Source organism: Sporosarcina quadrami, assembly GCF_014836615.1.
GTDB classification, from domain to species: Bacteria; Bacillota; Bacilli; order Bacillales_A; family Planococcaceae; genus Sporosarcina; species Sporosarcina quadrami.
The window spans coordinates 1-20,157 of sequence record NZ_JACSQN010000007.1; the positions used below are offsets into that span (position 1 = coordinate 1).

Sequence of the window (20,157 nt, forward strand, 5' to 3'; positions counted from 1 at the left end):
CATAACTCCCGCGCAACGAAACGTAACTGCTTCGTATCGAAACGTAGGCGCCGTATCGAAACGTAACTGCCGCGCAACGAAACGTAACTGCTTCGTATCGAAATGTAGACGACGTATCTAAACGTAAACGCGGCGTATCGAAACATAACGCCCGCGCAACGAAACGTAACTGCTTCGCATCGAAATGTAGACGACGTATCTAAACGTAACCCGCGCGCAACTAAACGTAGACACGATAAAAATCCCCATAAAAAAACAGACCCCTTAAAAAGGAAGTCTGTCTATTCGTCACAATCACTTTGCAAACGCAACATCGCTTGAACCATTAATGCGCTTTGCGCCAATATAGCGTTTACCCCAATAGTATGGATCATCGAGTGCATCCACACTCACACCTTTAGACGTTGACGCATGGACAAATTTTCCGTCCCCTACGTAAATGCCTGCATGGGAAACACCTTTACCTGTCGTATTGAAGAAAACGAGGTCGCCTGCTGCCAATTCAGCTTTATCGACTTTGACACCTGTCGCATGCATACCTGATGTAGTACGCGGCAAATTGAGGTCATGTTTTTTAAATACATATTGGATAAATCCTGAACAGTCAAAGCCGGCCGTTGTCGTTCCGCCGTATTTATATTTAATTCCTTTTAAACTAGTAGCTGTGTCAATAAGTCCCACAGTATCATGTGAAGAAGCTTGAGCTTGGCTGATGAATGGAGTGACAAATAATACGAATGAAAGAGCTAAAATCACAAAGGACTTCTGTGCATGTGCTAAGATTCTCATATGTTCCCCCAAAATTTTAAATTTATCTGAAAAAATCATCTGAGATAACTTTACCATGACCTATGCTCGTCCTATATTACATTTATGTAACAATAGCGTAACAAATGGAATACTAAATAACTGAATACTGAAATCATTGTTACATTCCTATAATCAAGTAAAAAGCCGTGTCCCTTTGTGATTAAAAGGGCACGGCTTATTTATCGTTTACTTCAAATCTAAATCTGTAATGATTGTTACATCATCATGTTGTAACAAATACGTAATTGTCCAGTCTTTATCCACTTTGCCTTCCAACACTTTCATCAAAGCTGGTCTTTTCTTTTCACCAAACGCAAGTAGAACCAATTTCTTTGCACTTAAAATGGAGGCAATCCCCATCGTCAACGCCGTCTCAGGTATCTTCTCATCGTTTTCGAAATACTGGCTATTGACGCCTAAAGTGGATTCAGTCAATGTCGCTACATGCGTGGCTGAATCAGCAGGAGTTCCAGGCTCGTTGAATGCAATATGACCATTCTCCCCTACTCCTAGCAGTTGAATATCGAGTTTTGCATTTTGCAAAGCCGCTTCATATCGTGCGCATTCTGTGTCAAGGTCAGAAGCCATACCATCAGGAATATTCGTTTCTTTAAATGTTTTTTTGTTAAATAAGTTGTCTTTCATGAAATATGCATAGCTATTTGGACTGGATGCCGGCAAGCCTACATACTCATCCAGGTTGAATGTCGTTACATTGGAGAAATCCAGTGCTGATTCCGTCAACTTCTTATAAACGGGGATCATCGTACTGCCTGTCGCTAACCCGAGCACATGAAGTCGATCGTTTTCAAGCTCTTCTTTTATCAGATGATAAAATTGATCTGCTCCTTGTTCAGGGCTATTCACTTGAATAAATTTACATTTTTCCATCATTCTCAACCGACTTTCATTTTAGATTTTTTCTCACTCTTCATATTGTAAATTCCATTAATCGTCTGGTCAACTTAACGGATAATTTACACAAAAAGGATAACTATACTACCTTTCCCTATTATGACGTTAGCAAAACATGAAAGTTCCCCAGTCGATATCAGTGGCTAAATAACTCTTAACACATTTACGAGCATAAAAATGTGGCAATCTATTGAAGTGCTTTTGTATATTTTGTGAACTCTATGTATTTTGAACGATTCATAGGGATATCCCTAATTCTCTATTTTCGTTAAGTGCTTATGATAAAAGTATGAGCAAACGACATTTTTATGCAGGGGGTGGAAGGCGTGGCTAAAGATAAGTTAAGGCACCAAACGACAAAAAATGATGATACTAGTATTGATTTAAAAGGAACATTCATATCGGTCATGTTGCTAGGAATCTTCATTCTAGTATTGTGGTTCGGCATATACGCACTGTTTTTATCAAGATAATAAAACCTGTTAGGAGGAACAACGATGCATTTGCATAAATACGAAAAGATCTGGCTTGTATTTGGATTAGGTTCACTCGCACTATTCTTACTTATAATCGGTTTTGCAGCATTTTGGAAAGGAACCCATCCACAAAGCCATATCGAAACTATCGATCCGCAAAACGTTGAAGCACATGAATCATTCAAACCTGAAAATCTTGGCCTTCGAGAAGTTGCGGATGGAAAGTACATCGTTAATATTGTCGCTTCGGCATTCAACTATGATATTGGTAGCGACGATGCAGGAAAGCCGGTCAAAACGATCCGTGTACCAAAAGGATCAACCGTTTTGTTCCAAGTTACTACTAAGGACGTCGTACACGGCTTCCAAGTTGCAGGAACAAACGTCAATATGATGGTAGAGCCTGGTCACATCAGTAGACTTGAGACAGTCATGAAAAACGCAGGTGAATTCACAGTCGTATGTAACGAATACTGTGGCATCGGTCACCATCAAATGTTCGCAACTGTGGAGGTGTATGACGAATGAATAAACATTTGAACTTTACAAAGAAAGAATCACGTTTATACATGTCATTCATGTATGTTACTTTTGCTTCACTTCTAATCGGTGGTCTGATGGGATTATTGCAGACATTTGCACGTTCAGGTAAATTCCAATTACCATTCGGGATAAATTACTATACAATTTTAACAGTACACGGTGTCATTTTAGGATTAGTATTGACCACTTTCTTCATCATTGGATTCCAATTCGCTCTACTCGGAAAGACGGTCGGTCTTTCTGACAAACAGCGAAAATGGGCTTGGATTTCATTCTGGACAATGCTCATCGGTACTGTCATTGCAGCGGTCACAATTTTAGTCGGTCAAGCAAACGTATTATATACATTTTATGCACCATTACGTGCTCACGTAGCCTTCTATATCGGGCTAGCTCTCGTCATCGTAGGTAGCTGGATTGCCGTATTCACGAACTTCCGTCAATTATACGTATGGAAAAAGGCGCATCCTGGTGAAAAGTCACCACTCCTGGCATTCATGGTTACAATCAATATGGCCATGTGGTTCATCGCTTCACTCGGAGTTGCTGCGTCCGTTCTCATACAGTTCATCCCTTGGTCACTTGGCTACGCTGAAACAATCAACGTCTTGTTGAGCCGTACATTGTTCTGGTATTTCGGTCATCCATTAGTATATTTCTGGTTGCTGCCAGCTTATATGGCATGGTACGCAATCATCCCGAAAATCATCGGCGGAAAATTATTCAGTGACTCACTTGCAAGACTATCATTCATTCTATTATTAATGTTCTCGATCCCTGTCGGATTCCACCATCAGTTGACTGAACCAGGAATTGACCCGACTTGGAAATTCATTCAAGTAGTATTGACATTTATGGTCGTCATCCCTACTTTAATGACAGCATTCTCGATTTTTGCTACATTTGAAACAACTGGAAGACGAAAAGGCTATAAGAGCTTGTTTGGCTGGTTCAGACATCTTCCTTGGAAAGATGTACGTTTCTTGGCACCTTTCATCGGTATGGTCGCATTCATCCCTGGTGGAGCAGGCGGTATCGTCAATGCTTCTCACCAAGTGAACACATTGATTCACAATACGATATGGGTTACGGGGCACTTCCACTTAACTGTTGCGACTACAGTTATCCTGACGTATTTCGGTGTTGCTTATTGGCTCGTGCCGCACTTGACTGGAAGACGTTTAACGCCGAAGTTGAATAAACTCGGGATCATCCAAACAATTATCTGGACTTTGGGTATGACAATCATGTCCACATCTATGCATATTCAAGGATTACTAGGCGGTCCTCGACGCTCCAACTTCTCAAACTATGCAGGCGGAGCTCAAGTTGACACTTGGATCAACTACCAGATTGCACAAGCAGTCGGAGGTACAATCCTTTTCGTCGCGATTATCTTGATGACGTACATCTTCATCCAGCTTGCGTTCTTTGCTCCACGTGGCGTTCAGGAATTCCCGATCGCAGAAGAGGAAATCGATGCCGAACCGACACCTAAGATTCTCGAAAACTGGTATTTGTGGATTGGTATAACAATTGCATTGATCTTATTCGCGTATACAATTCCAGTCATCGATATATTAAAACACTCTCCCCCTGGCTCAATTCCATTCGATTGGCCAATCGGTAGATAATAATAAACGTAAAAGACGCTGGATAACATTTCGTTATCCAACGTTTTTTTCAATAAAGAAGACTGTCCAAGAGAGAGAAATACCTCCTCTTCTTGGACAGTCTATTTTAATGAAATCATTAAACGGCAGTTAAGTCTTTTGTATAAGGCAATAGTAATTTCCCTGCCACACCGTACTCTTCGAATAAGCCATTAATGACATCTACTTCAAGCGGTCTACTGAAATAATAGCCTTGCAGATCAGAACAGCCGAGTTGCTTTAAAATGTCCCATTGCTCTTTCGTTTCTACACCTTCACCAATTGTCCGCAAACCGAGCATTTCTGCCAGATGAATGATTGTTTGAACGATACCTGTACTTTTAATATCATTGCCGAGTTCAGAAATAAACTCACGATCAATTTTAATTTCATGGATTGGAAAATGTTGCAAGTAAATGAATGCCGAATAGCCTTTTCCAAAGTCATCGATTGAAATGGAGTAACCCATTTCTTTTAGTAGTTTAATGCGGCTTATAACTGCTGTCTGGTCTTCAAGCGCTACATTTTCAGTAATTTCCAAGACGACTTTATCAGGTCCAATCCTAGCCTCTGCAATGCACTGTTCTAAATAAAGCGGTAACGTTTGGTGCAGAAAATGACGGGGGGACAAGTTTATCGAGATGGATATATTGTCGATACCAGTCTCTTGCCACTTCCTAATCTGCTGTGTCGCCTCTTTAATGACCCATTCTCCAATAGGTGTGATCAAACCCGTCGATTCTGCAAGCTCGATGAATTCAGCAGGGAAAATCAGACCCCGTTCGGGATGTCTCCACCTTAGCAACGCCTCAAAACCGACGACTTCCCCTGTTCGGCAATTGACTTGCGGCTGAAAGTGTAATTCGAATTCATCCAAGTCGAGTCCTTTACGCAAATTCATCTCTGATAACATACTCTCTTTTAAAAATGTATGCATATCATCCTTGTAAACACTTGTCGCTTTACGATTGGATATTTTCCTTCCTGATTGCAACGCCATATAGGATGCTTGAATACCGTATTTCACATTTAGTACATGATCCGGGTATATCGCAACTCCTAAACTTATTGTCATATACACTTCCTGACCGGATATGTACATTGGAAATTTCATCTTGTCCATCATTCTTTCTATTAGCTTCTCAATTTCAGCTTGCTCATCTTTTTCATACGGATGGAAAACGATAAAATGATCAAAACCGATGCGCGAAATCCGTGACGGCAATTGAAACACTTCTTTCAGTCTGTCAGCCATGACTTTCAAAATTTTCTCTGAGCCTTCAGGACCTAACACACCTTGAACTTCGGTGAACTGATCCAATACAAAGTAGATGAACACACTTTTTTGCTCTTTCCTGAATTCATGCAAATCCTTTGTTACTTTTTCCGCGAATGAATGCTGATTATCGAGTCCCGTGATCAAGTCTTGGTATGCTAGCTTATGGACGTGTTGCTCGACTTCTATCCTCTCGATCCGATCAAATATGAATGACAGCATATCAGCTATAGAAGCGACGAGCACTTTATCCAAGTTTGTCCACTCACGTTTTTCATAGGACTCACAACAGACGATTCCTCCAATCCCTTTGCTCAGGATAATAGAAGCGTCAATCATTGACTGGATTTTGCCGTCGCGATATGTCTTTTTCAGCTTGATTTCGCTCGTCGCAGGATGATTCGCCACATCCGATACGGCTAGCACTCGTTGCTGTTGAATCGCCGCAAAATAAGAGGGAACTTCCGTTTCTAAAATCACTTCATTTACTAAACTATTCGTTCCGCTTGATAAATAAGACATTTGTGAAGTTAAAACAGTATACTCCTTGTTGAATAACCAAATGCTAATCTGCTCACAGGACATAATTTTCGCTATGCGCATACATAATTCCTCGAGTATTGAAGAAATCGACTCCATTGAAATGTTCAAATGCTTCGCTTGGGTAAAGATATATTCCTGTTTCCTACTTAGTTCTTCTAGTAAGAAGGCAATGTCTTCGTCTGATCGCTTCATCGAACATATACACCACCAATTCTTCATAAATATTGTCTACTACTCTTATCGTCATAATACGTATGAATATGAAGTGAATTCCCTCATTTATTCATTATTGTTTTTGTGATGTGACAATTATCTACAAGAAAAGGACTACTAAAATCAGACCATTTCTACAACTCATGTTATAATGAATGAATAGTCACTCACATTATACTGGGATGGTGCTGAAAATGGACATTAATGAAATGAGCATGGATGAAATTTGGAAGGAAATCAATCGTCAATTAAATGCAAATCCTACACCTTATACGGGACTGAACACATTGTATGCATTGGATTTGGCAGGTGATGACGGAGGTCAATTCGGATTGAAATTTGCAGATGGGAAGGCCGAAACAATGAAAGGTCAAATTGAAAACGCTGACTGTGCATTGCAAATGAGTGTATCCGATTTCAAAAAGTTACTTGGCGGAAAGTTAAATTCTACTGCTGCTTTCATGATGGGAAAACTGAAAGTAAAAGGCAATATTGGACTTGCTTTAAAACTTGAGAATTTGCTGAAAGAATATCAATTATAACCAATTGCCGACTCCATAATTAAAGAGTCGGCTTTTTCATAGAATTTTCAAAATACAACAGAATACCCTCTTGTTTTATTGCTAGTTTACCAGTACTATAGATTTATAGGATTTTGTCAAAGAGGGGGAAACTTGCATGAAAAAGACCGTTTTTTCGGTTTTAGCAACTGTTGTTCTTGCGACAAGTATCGCGTCAAGCAATGCTGAAGCCGCCAACGATGAATATATTGTAAAAACTGGTGATACGCTTTGGAAAATCGCTACTCTTCATAAGTTAACGGTTGATGAGTTAAAAGATTTGAATGGTTTTACGAAGGATTCCATTACTGTATCTCAAAAAATTTATGTCAAAAAGAAGACGGATATGGAAAAGAATGATAAAGTGTCTATTAAAAACAGTGTTACTGTAACGAAACAGACATCTTCCACAAATGAATTCAAAACACCTGTCGCTCATATGGACAAGCCGATCATCTCTTCATCTCCATCTCTGACAGCTCAAGCAATACAGGCAGCTACAGTGGACGTTGCAATGCCACTAATCGATACACCATACAAATGGGCAGGCACAACGATAGAAGGATTCGATTGCAGCGGTTTCATCCATTTTGTATTTACGACAGCGGGACTAGATTTACAGCGACTCGACACAATTGGCATGTACAACAATTCCTCGGAAGTTGTGACACCAGTTCCGGGAGATCTTGTCTTTTTTGAAAATACATATCGTAAAGGGATTTCACATGCCGGTATCTACTTAGGTGATGGTCAATTTATCCATGCCGGTACAAAGAAAGTCGAAATCGCCAAAATTGATTCGGTCTATTGGAAAGATAAATTTGTCGGCTTTAACCGTTTTAACCAACTTCAAACAGTTCAATAATTATGCGGCCAATTAGGGAGAAGAAAAATTTCCTTATTGGTCGTATTTTCAATTTCAATAGAACAGGGCTTCCTTAATCTCTAAAAGTAGTTTAGTATATACATGTGTCTTGACACTTATAAAAAGCGAACGGAGTAGATGAAATTGAACAGAAAAAGTATGTGGTCTTTGCAATTTTCCACAGTAGCGCTAGTACTAATACCTGCAGCGATAGGTATTAACTTTTTAGGTAAGCTATTTGCAGAATTATTGAAATTACCATTATGGATCGATTCCATTGGTACGGTATTATCCGCTATGTTGGCAGGTCCAATTATCGGTGCTATTGTCGGTATTATAAATAACGTCATTTACGGTTTTACAACAAGTCCAATTTCTTTCGTCTATGCAATTACGCAGGCGGTCATCGGTCTAGTCGTCGGTATTATGGCGTATAAAGGCTGGATTTCAAGTGTAAAAAAAGCAATCATTCTTGGTCTAGTTGTCGGTTTTATCGCAGCGACTGTTTCAACGCCGCTTAATATTATGTTTTGGGAAGGGATGACTGGCAACGTATGGGGCGATGCCTTATTCGCTTATTTACGCGCAAACGATAATGCATTATGGGTAGCTTCGTTTGCTGATAGCATCGTCGTTGATGTACCTGATAAGGTCGTCACTGTCCTATTAAGCTTCCTGCTATTCAGAAGTTTGCCGAAGAACGTCAAAAACATGTATGACAACCACGGAGAAATTGAGAAGTTGTAAAATGGAGGGAACCCTACTATGAAGACGATGACATTATATAGAGAAAAGGATTCGCCCATTCATAGGATTGATCCGTTGACAAAGCTTTTGTTTGCCATCGTCGCTGTTTCCACGTCATATATTGTGTCGAATCATGTCTTTGTATTATGTGTCTTAACAGTAACTTTTCTCATACTTATTGCCGGTAAAGTGATCAAATACATTTTACCGGTCATCGCACTAAGCTTTTTACTAATTGCTTCCATCATTATTGTCCAAGGGTTTTTCCATCCCGATCGTGCAACGGTCCTTTTTGAGATCGGCTCCATTCCAATTTACAAAGAAGGATTCTCTATCGCATTGCTTGTTACGTTACGTGTTGTGACTATGATTTCTGCATTCGGTGTACTTATCCTAACGACAAAACCAGATGATCTCGTAGAAACGCTAGTCGAAAAAGGTTTATCTCCACGATTTGCATATGTATTGCTTTCCGTGTTGCAAATTATTCCGCAGATGGTGGCGCTGACAGGTAAAATTACAGATGCACAGCGAGCACGTGGACTTGAGACAGAAGGCGGACTTTTTGTGCGCTTTAAATCGTTCATTCCCCTACTCGGTCCTGTCGTTCTAAATTCGTTGAATGAAACACGCGAACGCTCAATAGCGCTAGAAATTCGAGGATTCAATTCAAAAAGCCGACGTACATATTTACACGAACGAGAACCCTATAAATTCGGATTGCCATTGAAAATCATCCTTGTTCTATTTTTAGTTACCGTCATCGTCTGGAGGGTTGTGTCATGAGTATCATTCGCGTCAATCAGTTGAAATACAAATATCCCGATAGCGATGCGTTAGCGATTGATGACCTTTCATTCACAGTAGAGAAAGGTGAATTTATCGGAATTACCGGCATGAACACTGCAGGTAAATCGACATTATGCTATGCGCTTTGCGGACTCGTCCCCCACTTCTTTAAAGGCGGTTATGGCGGTACAGTCACTATAGATGGCATGGATGTTCTTACACATGAGCTCAGTGAAATCACTTCCAAAGTGGGTCTAGTATTTGAAAATCCTTTCTCCCAAATGACGGGCGCAAAGTTTACAGTGTATGATGAAATTGCATTCGGTCTAGAAAACATGGGATTGCCGCGCGAAGAGATTCATAAGCGCATAAGCGACACGATGAAAATGCTTGGTATTGAAAAACTGAAAGACGAGAATCCATTTTCCTTGTCGGGAGGACAAATGCAGCGTGTAGCAATTGCAAGTGTTATTGCGATGAAACCAGCCATATTAATACTGGATGAACCAACATCTCAATTGGATCCGGAAGGCACCGAAGAAGTGTTCCGTATTGTCGATATGCTTTCAAAGCGTGGGATGACGGTTATTATGATTGAACAGAAGCTTGAGAGATTAGCTGAATATGCTAACCGTATCATTTTAATGCATGAAGGGAAAATCATTCATGACGGCCTACCCGCAGAAGTATTTTCAAGAGAAAACCTTTTCGAATACGGCATTCAACCACCTTTATATGTAAAGATTGCAAAAGCACTTAACATTCAAGACGCTCAAACAGGGTTGTATCCGGTCAAGCTGCAAGATATGCATGTCGATCGGAAATTAAGTTTTTCTATACAAGCGGCACGTTCGATCAATTATAAGACTGTAAAAATTGACGTGCACAATCTTCATTTCTCCTACAATGAAGGAATTGACATTATTAAAGGAATGAATGTCACACTTGAAGGTGAACCAATCGCGATTATCGGACAAAACGGTGCCGGTAAATCAACTTTTGTTAAACTATTGAAAAAGTTATTGAATCCGAATGCTGGAGAGATTCTACTTGACGGTCATACTATTTCAAAGCGCACAGCAGCGAAACTGGCAGGACGCATTGGACTAGTTTCACAAAATCCGAACGACCAAATATTCAAGAACAATGTGTTAGACGAAGTACTGTTCGGCCCGTTAACTATCGGTCAATCTAAAGAAGTAGCTACTACAAATGCATTAGCTATGCTAGAGCTAGTTGGTCTATCGGAAAAAACCGACGAGAATCCTTATGATTTAAGTTTGGCAGAACGTAAAATGGTCGCCATCGCCTCTATCCTTGCAATGGATACAGACGTTGTCATTTTCGACGAACCTACTATGGGACAAGATTACCTCGGTAAATTGAAAGTGAAGGAAATCATCCATTCACTGTATGAACAAGGCAAACTGGTCATCTGCATCTTGCATGATATGGATTTTGTAGCAGAAGTTTTTGACAGAACAATCATATTCAGTAATGGAAATATACTTTTTGATGGTCCAACGCGTGTTGCTTTCTCAAACAAGGCGATATTGCATCAAGCCCGTGTGGAACAGCCTCACTTAACAAAGTTCGTAGGGAAATTGGGGTATGAAGAGATCATTTTAGATGTGAATGAATTGAAATAAAATTGCTCATAAAAACAACAAAACGACATTGCCTGTAATGCAGCAATGTCGTTTTGTTAGTCATTATCGTGCTGAATATCCACCATCGATAACTAGTTCCGCACCGGAGATATACGAAGCGTCATCCGATGATAGGAATAACACTGCATTAGCAATATCTTCAGGTTGTCCTAAACGTTGCAATGGAGTCATACGGATAAGTGCATTAACCGTTTCTTGTGAGTCTTCAAGTGACTTTGTCATCGGTGTTTCGATAACTCCAGGGAAAATCGCATTGACACGAATTCCATGCTGTCCGAACTCCGCTGCTGCAGCTTTAGAGATTGCACGAACAGATCCTTTAGATGCAGAATAAGGATTAACACCCATTCCAATCAATGCTGTATAAGATGAGATATTGACAATCGAACCTTTTTTCGCTTCCTTCATGTATTCAAGAGCATGTTTCATACCGAGGAATGTACCAAATCCATTAATATCAGACAGACGGCGCCAGTCTTCGATTGTAATTTCATTCATACCTTTTTCTGTTGAAATACCAGCATTGTTCACTAATACATCAATACTACCAAGTTGATCAACTGCTTTTTTCATTGCAGTTGCCCATTCTTCGTCAGATGTGACATTCAATTTCACAGTCATAACGTTATCAAAGCTGCCCCACTTTTCATTTAGAGCATCTTCATTTATATCAGCCGCTACAACTTTAGCGCCTTCTTCAGAATATTGTCTAACCATCTTTTCGCCCATACCAGATGCTCCACCTGTTATGAATACAACTTTATCTTCAAATCTTTTCAATTTAATCACTCCGTTTTTGTTTATTTTAACATCTAAATAGTAATCCTTTTCAGTGTAAATTACAAGTAAAAAGGATGCAAAATAGAAAAGCGGAACACAAAGAAAAAATCTCCTCTGCGTTCCGTTTTTCCTAGTTATTCATATAATTCTTACGCCATTACTTCCTCAATTTTCTGTTTCCCTTCAGGTCTTCTTCTTTGAATGACCCAGATAAGTGCAATTAGAAAAATTCCCATTGCACTTGTCGTAAGTTCAGGAATAATTAGCATTAACCCTCCTGCAAATAAAATAATCCTTTCCCAAATGCGTGAATCTCGGATGAAATAGCCGATTACCGAGCTGCTCACCCCAATCATTCCAATAACAGCTGTTAAAATACCGAGAATGAGCTTAACGGGTGTCACATCGACAAACACTAATATCGGATTATAAATGAACACATAAGGGATAATGAATGCAGCAATAGCCAGTTTCACTGCAGTAGTCCCTGTTTTGAATGGATTCGCCTTCGCTATTCCAGCACCTGCATACGCCGCAAGACAAACAGGTGGTGTAATATCCGCAACGATTCCAAAATAAAACACAAACATATGTGCAGCAATTGGAGCTATACCGAATTCGTTAATAAGTGCAGGGGCAGCAATCGTTGCCGTCACGACGTAATTTGCTGTCGTTGGTAGCCCCATCCCTAAAATAATACACGCAATCATTGTAAAGAATAGCGCAAGGAATAAGTAGCCGTTTGAAAGTGCAATGATACCGGAAGCAAATTTTGCACCTAGCCCTGTCATACTGACGACGCCTGCTATAATTCCTGCCGTTGCGACTGCTGCAATGACCGGCAACGCAACTCTACCCCCTTGCTCAAGAACATAGAGAATCCGTTTGAAATTGAACTCCGATTCCTTCCGTAACTTAGCATTTACTAACCAGATGATAATGGCCGCTAGGATACCGAACAACGCTGCCCGTTGTGGTGTGAAACCGGACATGATTGTCGCGATGATGACCAATAATGGAATAATCATATAGCCATCACGGATGAAGATCTTCCTGAATACGGGTAGTTCCGATTTCGGAAGGCCGAGTATCTTCAGACGTTTCGCTTCAAAATGTGTTCCAATAAAGATACCCGTAAAATACAAGATTGCTGGGATAAGCGCCGCCAACATGATCGTTGCATAACTGACACCTAAATACTCCATCATGATAAAAGCTGCTGCCCCCATCATGGGCGGCATAATTTGACCACCTGTAGAAGCGGACGCCTCTGTAGCTGCAGCAAATTCCGGCTTAAATCCAGCTCGTTTCATCATCGGAATTGTAAAACTACCTGTTGCAACAGTGTTTCCTACAGAACTTCCCGACACTGTTCCTTGTAAAGCACTCGCTACAACTGCCGCTTTTGCAGTCCCCCCAGTATATTTTCCAGTGAGAGAAAACGCGAGATTATTGAAGAATTGCCCAATTGGTGTATTGACGAGCAGAACACCGAAGAACAGGAACAGGAAAATGAATTTCGCGGAAATCTGAAGTGGTGTACCGAACACACCACTTTCGCGATACCAAAGATTTGTCATCGTCCGGTCAATTGAAAAACCGGGATGCGATAAAATTTTCGTTGGTATAAAGTTTCCATAGATCGCATAGAGCATCGCCACACTTGCTACGATGACAATCGGCAAACCTACTGTTCTTCGTGTCGCTTCTAATACTAGCAAGACGCCCAGAACCGAAAGAATCATGTCGAGATTGCTATAGCCTGACACTCTACTTTGAAGAATCGAATCGAAAAAGAGTATTTTATGATAGGACACATACATCGCAGTAAATGCGAGTAATACATCATACCAAGGAACTTTCTTCTGTGTTTTCCGCCATTCTTTTTTAGCAGGATAAAGAAGGAAGATGATTCCTAGTGCTGTACCGAGATGTATCGCTCCCTGTTGTTGGGAAGGAAGTACGCTCGTAGCACCTGTATATAAGTGAAAGACCGTAAGTGCGATACTTAGAAAAGTTACAATCCATGCCCATCTTCCGATTTGTGAGCGAAATTGGCTTTCCTTGTCATACTTTTCAAGAATCTCCTCTGCATCTACCACCTTCTGATCTTTCATATTTTGCCACCTTTCCGCTTCAGACTACTAATTACTTCAAGTCCTCAAAGCCTTTAATTTTCGTTTTCTCTCTCGTTACAATTTGTACAACTTCAGGATAAATATGTCCGATGAACGCTGCGTTAGTGACAGCATTTCCTTCAAAGTCCGCTTTGCCGTTCAGCGCATTCAAAGCAGGAACGTGAACAGACATCCCTAGATCCATCTCGTCTTTGCTGATCGAGGACAAGTTTTCAACCGATGCACCCGTTTCCATATTCGTCACGTTGATGCCATCAACATATTTGTTCCACAAGTTCGCCATTTCGCCACCAAGCGGATAATATGTTCCACCTTGACTGCCTGTTCCAAGTGTAAACTCTGCTTTGCGATCGCCTTTTGTTGCAGACACTTCCGCCACTTCATTATTGACTGTCAAACCCTGTTCTTCATAATACTTCTTTGCACCAGGGTGAATGAGTAACCCTTCTGCACCATTTAAAGCATTCTCCAAAATCATCTGTTTCGCCTGGGCATGTGTATTTTCGGAAGCATTTTCAATCATGCTCTTCGCCAATTCATACCCTAGCTCTTCATCAATCGTATTTGTATTCCCCATCAATATAGCGTAAGCAGTAATTGTCTGAACATCATCCGTCAGGAAATCATACGTATCCTTAGGAATCGTAAAATGCTTGTAGCCCGATTTTTCTTCGATTTTCTTAATCGCATCTTCAGATAGGCTAATCATTTTCACATCACCTGCGGACGCTTGTAAACTCTCAATACTCGCTGCAGGAAGACCGAGAATACCGATTGAAATATCAATATTGCCATCTTGCACCCCGTCAGCCGCTGCACCGAATCCTTCCAGGAACGCCTTATAGTCTCCATCACCAACTCCATAAGCATCCAAAATGATTTTTGAAACATTGTTCGTTTCACTTGCCGGCGGACCAATTGCAATATTTTTCTTGCCACCACCGCAAGCAGATAATAATAAAATTACTCCTAGTAAAACTACTAATAGACTGTGTACACGTGACTTTCTCAAATTCCGTTCCCCCTTTTGTCATTTTCCCTCTCTTCGTAAGCGCTTACAAAAGTACTTAACAATTGTCGCTCTTACAAAAAAGATGGTCGTACGTTGAAAATGAAATCTATCTCTAATTATACTAAACTTTCTTTAATAAGCAATCTGTTTTTATTTTATTCTGATTATCAAAACAATATATATCATCCGACTTCTTGCATTAACACATAAAAACTCCATCTTCAGGAATATCCTGTCAGATGGAGTTTTTTGTTAATTTGCGAAAGATGCTTTCTGTAGTGTACTTGCTAGCACTCTCGCACCAATATCTAGAGCGTCGTAGTTGAAAGTCATGTCTGGATGATGAAGCCCCGGTCCTAAATCTGCCCCTATCCCAATCATAGCCGCCTTTAAATCAGGACGATGGATTGTGTAGAAATGGAAATCGTCGCTGCCTGATGTAATGATAGCAGGTGCGAAAGAATCCTCATCTAACGACTCTCTAATTGCTTCTGCCGCAATTTCCGCCGCTTCTTCAGACACTTCCGCTGCTGGTGTGTAATCCGACCAGTTCAAGTCAATCTCTATGTTATGAAGTTCACTTATTGAACGGATACCATTGCTGACACGCTCTTTCAATTCCTTTAGGACGTTGTTCGATTGTGCGCGCATATCAATACCAAACGTAGCGGTACCAGGAATAATGTTCAAACTGTCGCCACCTGCCTGAATTTTTGTCAATTTAGCTGAGTAAGGCTCATACGGTGAAAAGTGGATAGTCTTTAAAAATGCAGCAAGCGCAAAAATCGGATCCAGTGCGTTTTTTCCTTGCTGAGGACGCGCTCCATGCGCATCTTCTCCTTTAATTTTCCCTTCTAAAAAAATTGCAGCGCCATGATGGATAGCCGGTGATACTTTTCCGAAAGGGATTTCTTCTTTCGGTCGCAAATGGACACCGAACAAATGAGAGACGCCGTCCACTGCTCCTCTTTCAATCATCGAATTAGCACCATTTCCCTTTTCCTCTGCAGGTTGGAAAATGAAGCGTACGCGACAACCAAGTTCCTGTTCTTTCAAGTAAGCAAGGGCCCCTAATACCATAGACATGTTTGCATCGTGCCCACAAGAATGGTTGGCACGAAATTCTCCATCCACTTCTTGCCAAAGTGCATCGATATCGGCACGTACCGCGATAATCTTTTCCCCTTCACCGATTTCCGCCACAACTCCTGTGACATCATTGAATGTATGATGTTTTACGTCCATCGATGTGAGGATTTCAGCTAACTTCCTTGTCGTTTCAACTTCTTTCCAGCTCACTTCCGGAAAAGCATGAAAATGTGCAAACCATTCACTAATCTGTTTATCCACGGCCACTGTATCCCTCTCCATTCCATTAAGTTCTTCTTTCAGAATAGCGCAATTCGGCAAAGAAAAAAAGCCGATTTTCAAGACCGGCTTTAATTACGTTATAATCTCCATTTTAATCTCGCATAAACCATTAGCATGACGAGATTTATAGCAGAACTGATGACAGTTCCGTATGCAATTGCAACAGCTCCCATTGAATCGATGAGTGCATAAATAACGAGTATATTAATGCCTAACACACTAATTAAGCTGAAAATAACGGGCAACATGGAATTGCCTTTCGCATAATAAAAGCGCGTGACATATGTGTTCGCGGCTAGGAAGAACATAGACAATGTAAAAATACGGAAAATCGGCGTCGTAATCATTGTTGAATCAGGGCCAAAATTACCTCGTTCAAAGATTAATCGGACAAGCGGTTCTGCGAAAAAGAAAGCAATTGCTGTAGCAGGAATTATAAGTGCTGCTAATAACAATAGACCTTTTTTGTAAAGTTTTTTAATGGATTCATTATCTCCTTCTCCTTGTTTTTTGCTCAGAAGAGGATAAATGACTGTAGTTACTGCAGTGATCATGATTGCTTGTGGGAAATTACTTAATTTAGATGCATAGTTGACGGCTGACATATATCCTTCACTCATTCCCGATGCAGCAATCCGTTGAATAAATGCATAAAATTGCATGGAAGCACCACCAAGAAGAATCGGTAGCGCAATTACCCACACACGTCTGACATCTTCCGATTTTCCGAGCATCGGTTTAAGTGAGTATAGCTTACTCCGTTTTACACCCACAAAAAGGAATAAGCCCATTAATAATGCACTTAACAAAGCTCCGATTCCATAAGCTGTCGGACCGTAAAAAGCGACTAATGGCGCAGATATGATGACGAACGCGGCATTATAAACTAGAATGGCAACGCTTGAAAGTTTGAATTTATCATTCAAATTCAATAAACCCGATAGCCAGGTGGATAGAACAAGAATAACCGTTGACGGCATCATCCACATGAATAAAGAAAAGGTCATGTCAAACTGTTCAACTGACATGTCTTTAAACGCTAACCTTAATAGTGGTTGTGCAAATAGAATGGCTAATACAGTTATCGTCGTCGCCGACATTAGCACAGACGTGAACATTCGTCGGACGAACAGCGCTTTGTCGGTTTTCGACGAATGATAGACCGAAATGAAAGCAGTAGTCAATCCACCTCCGACTACAAGATAGATAAAGTTTGGAATGGTATATGCTGCGGCGATGGCATCCGCTGCTGCTGACGTCCCGAATTGATTACTGATGACCATTTCCCGCAAAAAACCAAATAGACGAGCGACAATATTAATGATCGCTACTGTGCCGATAATTTTCAACATCTTATTCATCGGTTTTTCGCCCTTTCGCTACACTGTCATAAATTGTCTGCAATCTTTCTGCTATTACGTCATATGTATGCTGTGCAACTTTACATTGCATATTAGGTTTTCGGTCAGTCTGCCCTTCATTGAGCGCTTGTATAATTCCGTCAGCCAAAGAATCAGAGTTTTTCGCTTCAACTAGTATACCTGCGTCATTATCGAGCAGATAGGATAGCCCCCCAACATTTGTCGCTACAACCGGAGTGCCCGTCGCCATGGCTTCAAGTGCAACTAAGCCGAACCCCTCATGATGTGATGGAAGGACAAATACATCTGCGGCAGACAACCATTTGGCAATTTCGATTTGTGACAGAGGTGCGTGATGCGAAATGTGCACATCATCCATTTGTACACGCGCAGCAAAAGTCTTCATAAACTGCTCATCTTTGTCAGAACCTATTAGATGTAAAGAAGTATTAGGATAGGCATCATGAACAACTTTATATGCATCGACTAAATCCAGAACACCTTTTGCTTCTATTAGATTACCGACAAATAAAATCATCTTTTCAGTTTGCGATATGTTTAATTCATCACGCATGTCGACTTTCGGCAATGGCTTAAAGATTTGTGTGTCAACACCCATACTCATTGTGTGGACAAGCTCTTCACGAACGCCAAATTGTTCGATGACATCTCTTTTTAAGCGCTCTCCCACAACGATAACTGCTGATGCCTGCTGAAGAATTTCCTTTGTCATGCTAGCAATTCTTTCGCTTTTCGTGGCCATTTTATCGATATCTCCACCATGTACAGTAACTACGTAAGGTAACCCCAACCACTTCTTCCCAAGTAATGAAATATAGCCTGTTGGAAATGCATAGTGTGCGTGTGTAACGGAAATGCTTTTTCGGTTTTTCAACATGTAGCCCAATGATTTCAAAAACCAAAAAGCATATTTCCTTATAGCATTCACTTTCCCTTTAGAAGGATCATCGATAGCAGTTACTTCAACGTCAAGACCCTTTGACCGAAGAAGATCCACTTGATTTTTTACAAAGATCCCAAATGTCGGATGTTTTTCCGATGGATACATATTACTGAACACAGCAATTTTTCGCATTGTTTTTTCATCCCATCTATAAGTGACTTGATTATCCACCATTTATACATTGAACGATTATAACATGACTTGAGTTCCTTTTGTGAGATTGGCATTCCTTAGCAAATCATTGGACTTTTACAGTAATATTACATTTCGCACACAAATTTTTATTAGGTATATTGCATGTAATTGTCGAAAAATGAAAAATGAGACTACTGACTAGGTTTTCCACTATTAAACATAATGAATTTTCTGTTGATACCATTGACTTGGTAACTGCTGGAAGTGTTTGTAATCTGTTTGTAATACAACTGTAATCAAAATGGAGGTTTAGCTATGATAGGATAATCTCAGATAAAGCACACTGTACGTAAACGTGCGAAAGGGGAATTTGAGAACCATTATGAAACGACTGTTTTTACTTGTGTTTGCTAGTTTACTAATATCAACGTCCATTCCTGCCATGGCCTCAGCGAATTCACCAACCTCGCTCGTCAGTACAGCGCGGACTTACATGGGAACACCTTATTCCTATGGCGGTACAACCACTTCCGGATTCGACTGTTCAGGATATACGCAATTTGTGTTCAAGAAACAAGGGGTTTCAATTCCAAGATCGACAGGACAACAGTATGCTATGGGAACATCTGTTAAGAAAAGCGATCTTAAAACTGGCGATTTAGTATTTTTCAATACGACGGGCAGAGGGGTATCACATGTAGGTATCTCAATCGGCTCGAACAGATTCATCCACGCTTCAACTAGTAAAGGTGTTATGATTTCTTCAGTGAACGATCCTGCTTACTGGGGTAAACGCTATTTGGGGGCTAAACGGGTTGCAAGTTTTGAGAACGACAAAAAAGTCGCTTTCGAAGAACCGACAGCAACTGAAACAACTCCAAACTATGTATCTCGTGCAAAAATTGCTGAAACGCTTGTAACAGAATTAGGATTAGAACCGACAGACATTGCAAAATTCGACGATGTAGCATCTACTCATCCACAATTCGGAGCTATAAATGCTGTCAGCAATGCAGGACTTTTTTCAGGAAATGACGGGAAATTCAATCCTGATGAATCATTAACGCGTGCACAATTGGCGAAAGTAATCGTCGAAGCATTTGATTTGAAAGGATCAGCTCCTACATCTTATACGGATGTTTCTGCGGATCACTGGGCAGCAGAATATATTAATATATTAGCTTTCAATCACGTTGCAAGCGGATATGAAGATGGCAGTTTTGGTCTTAACGACAAGTTAACTGAAAAGCAATTCCAAAAAATCATCGATCGTCTGCATTAATTGCTTATGAAACTGGGTGCTCCGTTTTATTGGACACCTCTTTTTTTTCGAAATC

General features: G+C 40.5%; 18 protein-coding genes. 9 read left to right on the forward strand and 9 right to left on the reverse strand.

Features of this window, described 5'->3' with window-relative positions; genetic code table 11:
• Positions 1-294 precede the first annotated feature (294 nt).
• Positions 295-789 carry a C40 family peptidase gene (locus H9649_RS08870; RefSeq protein ID WP_191694394.1) on the reverse strand — a complete coding sequence of 165 codons (495 nt, stop codon included), beginning with the start codon at positions 787-789 and terminating at the stop codon, positions 295-297.
• 207 nt (positions 790-996) lie between these two features.
• Positions 997-1,701: a glucosamine-6-phosphate deaminase gene (locus H9649_RS08875; RefSeq protein WP_225229773.1), complete on the reverse strand. Its 705-nt coding sequence runs from the start codon at positions 1,699-1,701 to the stop codon at positions 997-999.
• 350 nt (positions 1,702-2,051) lie between these two features.
• On the opposite strand from H9649_RS08875, the gene H9649_RS18035 reads away from it, so the two are divergent.
• The 3 genes from H9649_RS18035 to H9649_RS08890 are packed head-to-tail and all read left to right on the forward strand — an operon-like array spanning position 2,052 to position 4,378.
• A complete protein-coding gene (locus H9649_RS18035; protein WP_318241672.1) occupies positions 2,052-2,198 on the forward strand; it encodes a cytochrome c oxidase subunit 2A in 147 nt (48 codons plus the stop codon).
• 24 nt (positions 2,199-2,222) lie between these two features.
• Positions 2,223-2,729: a cytochrome c oxidase subunit II gene (locus H9649_RS08885; RefSeq protein WP_191694397.1), complete on the forward strand. Its 507-nt coding sequence runs from the start codon at positions 2,223-2,225 to the stop codon at positions 2,727-2,729.
• The gene (locus H9649_RS08890) at positions 2,726-4,378 is read left to right on the forward strand and encodes a b(o/a)3-type cytochrome-c oxidase subunit 1 (RefSeq protein WP_191694398.1); all 1,653 of its coding nucleotides are present in this window, start codon (positions 2,726-2,728) and stop codon (positions 4,376-4,378) included. The genes H9649_RS08885 and H9649_RS08890 overlap by 4 nt, the downstream gene beginning before the upstream one ends.
• Positions 4,379-4,496: 118 nt before the next feature.
• Here H9649_RS08890 and H9649_RS08895 read toward each other — a convergent pair whose 3' ends face one another.
• Positions 4,497-6,407 carry a sensor domain-containing phosphodiesterase gene (locus H9649_RS08895; RefSeq protein WP_191694399.1) on the reverse strand — a complete coding sequence of 637 codons (1,911 nt, stop codon included), beginning with the start codon at positions 6,405-6,407 and terminating at the stop codon, positions 4,497-4,499.
• Between the two features lie 215 nt (positions 6,408-6,622).
• On the opposite strand from H9649_RS08895, the gene H9649_RS08900 reads away from it, so the two are divergent.
• From H9649_RS08900 to H9649_RS08920, 5 genes are all read left to right on the forward strand, one after another.
• The gene (locus H9649_RS08900) at positions 6,623-6,970 is read left to right on the forward strand and encodes an SCP2 sterol-binding domain-containing protein (protein ID WP_225229774.1); all 348 of its coding nucleotides are present in this window, start codon (positions 6,623-6,625) and stop codon (positions 6,968-6,970) included.
• A 136-nt stretch (positions 6,971-7,106) separates the two neighbouring features.
• The gene (locus tag H9649_RS08905; RefSeq protein WP_191694400.1) at positions 7,107-7,853 is read left to right on the forward strand and encodes a C40 family peptidase; all 747 of its coding nucleotides are present in this window, start codon (positions 7,107-7,109) and stop codon (positions 7,851-7,853) included.
• Positions 7,854-7,991: 138 nt separating this feature from the next.
• Positions 7,992-8,600, forward strand: coding sequence for an ECF transporter S component (locus tag H9649_RS08910; RefSeq protein ID WP_225229775.1), 609 nt, complete (start codon positions 7,992-7,994; stop codon positions 8,598-8,600).
• 18 nt (positions 8,601-8,618) lie between these two features.
• Positions 8,619-9,386 (forward strand): energy-coupling factor transporter transmembrane component T family protein, encoded by a 768-nt coding sequence (locus H9649_RS08915; protein WP_191694402.1) that lies wholly within the window; start codon positions 8,619-8,621, stop codon positions 9,384-9,386.
• Positions 9,383-11,038, forward strand: coding sequence for an ABC transporter ATP-binding protein (locus H9649_RS08920; protein WP_191694403.1), 1,656 nt, complete (start codon positions 9,383-9,385; stop codon positions 11,036-11,038). Before H9649_RS08915 ends, H9649_RS08920 begins: the two co-directional genes overlap by 4 nt.
• 63 nt (positions 11,039-11,101) lie before the next feature.
• On the opposite strand, the gene H9649_RS08925 is transcribed toward H9649_RS08920, so the two are convergent.
• The 6 genes from H9649_RS08925 to H9649_RS08950 form a co-directional block, all read right to left on the reverse strand.
• On the reverse strand, positions 11,102-11,839 hold the full coding sequence (locus H9649_RS08925) for an SDR family NAD(P)-dependent oxidoreductase (RefSeq protein ID WP_191694404.1): 738 nt from the start codon (positions 11,837-11,839) through the stop codon (positions 11,102-11,104).
• 149 nt (positions 11,840-11,988) lie between these two features.
• Complete coding sequence (locus H9649_RS08930) at positions 11,989-13,956, reverse strand: TRAP transporter permease (protein ID WP_191694405.1); 1,968 nt, start codon at positions 13,954-13,956, stop codon at positions 11,989-11,991.
• A gap of 31 nt (positions 13,957-13,987) precedes the next feature.
• A complete protein-coding gene (locus tag H9649_RS08935; RefSeq protein WP_191694406.1) occupies positions 13,988-14,989 on the reverse strand; it encodes a TAXI family TRAP transporter solute-binding subunit in 1,002 nt (333 codons plus the stop codon).
• A gap of 252 nt (positions 14,990-15,241) precedes the next feature.
• Positions 15,242-16,360 (reverse strand): amidohydrolase, encoded by a 1,119-nt coding sequence (locus tag H9649_RS08940; protein ID WP_191694407.1) that lies wholly within the window; start codon positions 16,358-16,360, stop codon positions 15,242-15,244.
• A 77-nt stretch (positions 16,361-16,437) separates the two neighbouring features.
• Positions 16,438-17,721, reverse strand: coding sequence for a murein biosynthesis integral membrane protein MurJ (gene murJ, locus H9649_RS08945; protein ID WP_191694408.1), 1,284 nt, complete (start codon positions 17,719-17,721; stop codon positions 16,438-16,440).
• Positions 17,714-18,817, reverse strand: a complete 1,104-nt coding sequence (locus H9649_RS08950; RefSeq protein ID WP_191694409.1) for a glycosyltransferase — start codon at positions 18,815-18,817, stop codon at positions 17,714-17,716. The genes murJ and H9649_RS08950 overlap by 8 nt, the downstream gene beginning before the upstream one ends.
• A gap of 385 nt (positions 18,818-19,202) precedes the next feature.
• Between H9649_RS08950 and H9649_RS08955 the strand changes: the two genes are divergently transcribed.
• Entirely contained in the window at positions 19,203-20,102 is a 900-nt protein-coding gene (locus H9649_RS08955) for a C40 family peptidase (RefSeq protein WP_191694410.1), read from the forward strand.
• Positions 20,103-20,157 lie beyond the last annotated feature (55 nt).